This is a genomic window from Dissulfurispira sp. (assembly GCF_036745535.1).
Classification (GTDB): domain Bacteria; phylum Nitrospirota; class Thermodesulfovibrionia; order Thermodesulfovibrionales; family Dissulfurispiraceae; genus Dissulfurispira.
This window is the reverse complement of sequence record NZ_DAIOFX010000034.1, coordinates 16645-20139: the sequence shown is the minus strand read 5'-3', so window position 1 is coordinate 20139 and position 3495 is coordinate 16645. Positions and strand designations below refer to the sequence as shown.

The 3495-nt window shown below is 43.7% G+C and carries 8 protein-coding genes; all 8 read right to left on the bottom strand.

Annotated elements, in window-relative coordinates; all coding sequences use genetic code 11:
- Nucleotides 1-290: CoA-binding protein (locus V7L97_RS07265; RefSeq protein WP_333654625.1), on the bottom strand; the 290-nt coding region annotated here is incomplete at its 3' end.
- Between the two features lie 34 nt (nt 291-324).
- The gene (locus V7L97_RS07260; RefSeq protein ID WP_333654624.1) at nt 325-486 is read right to left on the bottom strand and encodes a CoA-binding protein; all 162 of its coding nucleotides are present in this window, start codon (nt 484-486) and stop codon (nt 325-327) included.
- Between the two features lie 31 nt (nt 487-517).
- Nucleotides 518-1225: a 7-cyano-7-deazaguanine synthase QueC gene (gene queC, locus V7L97_RS07255; protein ID WP_333654623.1), complete on the bottom strand. Its 708-nt coding sequence runs from the start codon at nt 1223-1225 to the stop codon at nt 518-520.
- A complete protein-coding gene (gene plsY / locus V7L97_RS07250; protein WP_333654621.1) occupies nt 1218-1838 on the bottom strand; it encodes a glycerol-3-phosphate 1-O-acyltransferase PlsY in 621 nt (206 codons plus the stop codon). Before plsY ends, queC begins: the two co-directional genes overlap by 8 nt.
- Entirely contained in the window at nt 1835-2371 is a 537-nt protein-coding gene (gene pgsA, locus V7L97_RS07245) for a CDP-diacylglycerol--glycerol-3-phosphate 3-phosphatidyltransferase (protein ID WP_333654620.1), read from the bottom strand. The genes plsY and pgsA overlap by 4 nt, the downstream gene beginning before the upstream one ends.
- On the bottom strand, nt 2352-2894 hold the full coding sequence (kdsC, locus tag V7L97_RS07240) for a 3-deoxy-manno-octulosonate-8-phosphatase KdsC (protein ID WP_333654619.1): 543 nt from the start codon (nt 2892-2894) through the stop codon (nt 2352-2354). Before kdsC ends, pgsA begins: the two co-directional genes overlap by 20 nt.
- Nucleotides 2891-3172, bottom strand: a complete 282-nt coding sequence (locus tag V7L97_RS07235) for a DUF3368 domain-containing protein (RefSeq protein ID WP_333654618.1) — start codon at nt 3170-3172, stop codon at nt 2891-2893. Before V7L97_RS07235 ends, kdsC begins: the two co-directional genes overlap by 4 nt.
- Nucleotides 3173-3357: 185 nt before the next feature.
- On the bottom strand, nt 3358-3495 hold a 138-nt coding region (locus V7L97_RS13005), incomplete at its 5' end, for a UPF0175 family protein (protein WP_442891782.1).

The window sequence follows — 3495 nt, the reverse complement described above, 5'->3', positions numbered from 1 at the left end:
GCCCCTGATTGCGAAAAGAATGCATTTCTGCCCCTCGGAAGCATGCCTGCTGCAAAGGTGGCATTCATGCTGTTGGCTGTATTGATTATCCCGAGACAGTTTGGGCCCAGGATACGGATATTGTTGTCCTTACTTATTATCCTGATTTCTTGTTCCAGCCTGACGCCTTCTGTACCCGCCTCTTTAAAGCCTGCGCTCACAATTACCGCTGCCCTGACTCCTGCAGCAGCACAATCAACAAGGGTCCCGGGTACAAATCTGGCAGGGACTGCTATAACCGCAAGGTCGATGTTTTCGCCAACTTCCGAGGCCTTCTGATATGCCTTAAGCCCTAAGATGTCCGGGGGCGGATGGGTTTATAGGGTACAGCCTGCCTTTATAGCTGAATCTAACAAGATTATTTAAGACAGCGCCGCCGACCTTCTGTAGGTCTCTCGATGCACCAATGACTGCGATGGAATCAGGATTAAACAGGGATTCAAGCATAAAACAAGTCTACTTCAGAACATATTGACAATCAAGACAAAAGAGGGTCTTTGATTCCTGCCTCTTTGAATCCCTTTGCCCTGAAGAGACAGCTATCGCACTTACCGCAAGGAATATGTCCTATAGGACTTATATGACCTATGTCTTTTTGGGGGTCATAACAACTCCATGTGAAGGAATAGTCGAATCCCATTTCTGCACCTTTTCTTATTATCTCTCCCTTTGTCATATAAAGGAGTGGCGCCTTTATTTTAAATTTGATTTTGCCTTCCACAGAAACCCTTGTTGCAAGGTTCGCCATCTCCTCAAATGCCTTTAGGTATTCAGGCCGACAGTCTGGATAACCGCTGTAGTCCACCGCATTTGCACCGATGAAAATATCCGGTGCCTCAAGCACCTCTGCCCATCCGAGGGCAAAGGAGAGGAAAATCGTGTTGCGTGCCGGGACATAAGTCACTGGAATATGTCCTATAGGACTTATGTGACCTACTTTTTTCGGCACTTCAATATCCGCCGTTAATGCCGAGCCTCCGATCTCTCTAAGGTCAAATTTTATTATCAAATGTTTCTTAGCGCCAAGACTTTCAGCTACTTTCTTTGCAGACTCAAGCTCAAGCCTGTGCCTCTGAGCATAATCAAAGCTCAATGCATAAATATCGTATCCTTCTGCTTTCGCGATAGCTGCAGTTGTTGATGAATCAATTCCGCCGCTTAACAAAATAACTGCTTTTTTAGTCATAATTTTTTGCTTTTCCCTTTAGCCTATCGCCTATCTTTTCCCCTATCTTACTCTCTGTCCCCTGTATAAGCCTCTTAATATTGGCTGTGTGCCTTACGAATATTAAAACAGTGATTGCGATAGCAATTACCATTTTTTCATTTGAATAATCCAGCATGTAAATGCTTAGCGGCAGCAGGCCAAATGCAACCAGTGCGCTTAAAGAAGAGTATCTTGTCCATCTTGCTGTCAAGAGCCATAGGGTAATAGTAAGAAGTGCGACATGGGGAGAGAAAGCAAGCAAAACCCCGATGCTTGTTGCAACGCCCTTGCCTCCCTTAAATTTCAGGAATAACGAGAAATTGTGGCCTAATATGGCAGAAATGCCGAGAATGCCTGCATCAAAAATACCCAATCCAAAAAGCTTTCCGATTGCAACCGGAAGCGCTCCTTTTGCAATATCTCCTATCAGAGTAAATAAAGCCGCTTCCTTACCCACTGCCCTGAGAACATTTGTCGCGCCTATGTTTCCGCTGCCCACCTTTCTTAAATCGATTCCCTTGGTCTTTGCAATCAATAGACCTGTAGGGATAGAGCCTATGAGAAACGATAGGATTATTAATACAGGCATCATTGGGTCTGCCTCCAGAAAGAAATTGTGTATTTAACTCCTGATGCCAGAGCAAGGATAAGGGCAATATACATAAGAACAAGGCCGACATCGTAAAAATCCAGATCCCCTATGCCTCCTGGCAGGAGGAGGAGTATTATGGCTGTCATCTGGGATGCTGTCTTCAACTTGCCTCCTGTCTCTGCAGGAATGACAATATTCTTCGAAAGGGCAACGACCCTCAATGTTGTTACAACAAACTCCCTCACTATAATTACTATTGCTACCCATGCAGAAAGCCTTACCATATCAACGAGCAGTATCAGCGCAGAGATTACGAGAAATTTGTCTGCAATAGGGTCAAGGATTATCCCGAATTTCGTTATCTGTCCTGATTTCCTTGCTAAATACCCGTCAAGAAAATCCGTTGCAGATGCAATGATAAAAATTGTTATGCCCAACAGCGGGCTTTTCGGTGTTATTAAGACAAAAAAGGGGATTAATATTATCCTGCTGAATGTAAGGATTGTTGGGAGATTAAACCGTATAGTACTCATCAATCAGCTCTTTCCACTTTCCGTTTGACTTCAGTATGAGGTCGCATATTTCCCTGACAGCACCTCTGCCACCGCGATTCTCTGTAACGATCATTGCCTCTGCCTTTGTCTCTTCTGTGGCGTCTGCAACAGCAACAGAGAGTGCAACCCTTTTAAAGATTGGAATATCCACAATGTCATCCCCGATATATGCCACTTCTTTGTCAGTGATTCCCATCTTCTCTATGAGATGTTCATAGGCAACAGACTTTATGTGACATCTCTGGTAAACCTCTGTTATGCCGAGCTCATGCGCCCTTCTCTCCACTACCTTTGAGTGCCTCCCTGTGATTATGGCAACCTTAATGCCTGCTTTTTCGAGCATCTTTATGCCATGCCCATCTCTCACATGAAATGCCTTGAACTCATTTCCTTCGTTGTCAAGGATAATGCTTCCGTCAGTAAGCACTCCATCAACATCAAGAATGAGGAGTTTTATGTTTTTGGCGATTGCCTCTATCTGCTTTTTAGTTTTTTTCATCATTCTCCAACCGCCTTTAAAGCTTCTTGATAAAGGGAGTCTTTTATCCAAAAACCTGCCTTGGTTCTTAATTTATCCAAGACCGGTTTCAATAATGGAATTTTCTTTTCGAGCTTTGCCCTTATTAAAATCCCTATAACTCCTGTCTTTTCTATCCCATAAAAATCTGCCATCTCTCTTGCATCATCCTCGTCAAGAAGGACAAGGACGTTCTTTTTCTGAAGGGCATATGCAATAGTTTCCGCCTCTCCGTTATCAAGGTCTTTCTTCAAAAGCTGCACGAGTGGCGTTTCTTCAACCTTTACAACCTTTATCCATTTAGCTTTTTTAATGTCGGAAACGCCGGCTTTACCTTCCCCGTCCAGAACTGTTTCTTTCCAGACGGCCTGAGTAATATGAATCTCAGAAAAATTGTTTTAAAAGATCTAATTGACCTATGATAGCCAAATTCATGATAGGAGAGGCGTTACTGATTACAAGTTTCTCTGGCAAATTTCATGTCCTCCTTAAGCTCCTTCTCGGTATAGTGTCTTGGAATCTTGCGTTTCCCGGGTTCTTCCTGAAATTCCCATTTACTCATTCTTGCCAGCTCCCTTGCTTTTCC

Coding starts and splice junctions, on each gene's coding strand:
- queC (WP_333654623.1), bottom strand. CDS start 1,225: ATGACTAAAAAAGCAGTTATTTTGTTAAGCGGCGGAATTGATTCATCA.
- pgsA (WP_333654620.1), bottom strand. CDS start 2,371: ATGAGTACTATACGGTTTAATCTCCCAACAATCCTTACATTCAGCAGG.
- V7L97_RS07260 (WP_333654624.1), bottom strand. CDS start 486: ATGCTTGAATCCCTGTTTAATCCTGATTCCATCGCAGTCATTGGTGCA.
- plsY (WP_333654621.1), bottom strand. CDS start 1,838: ATGATGCCTGTATTAATAATCCTATCGTTTCTCATAGGCTCTATCCCT.
- kdsC (WP_333654619.1), bottom strand. CDS start 2,894: ATGATGAAAAAAACTAAAAAGCAGATAGAGGCAATCGCCAAAAACATA.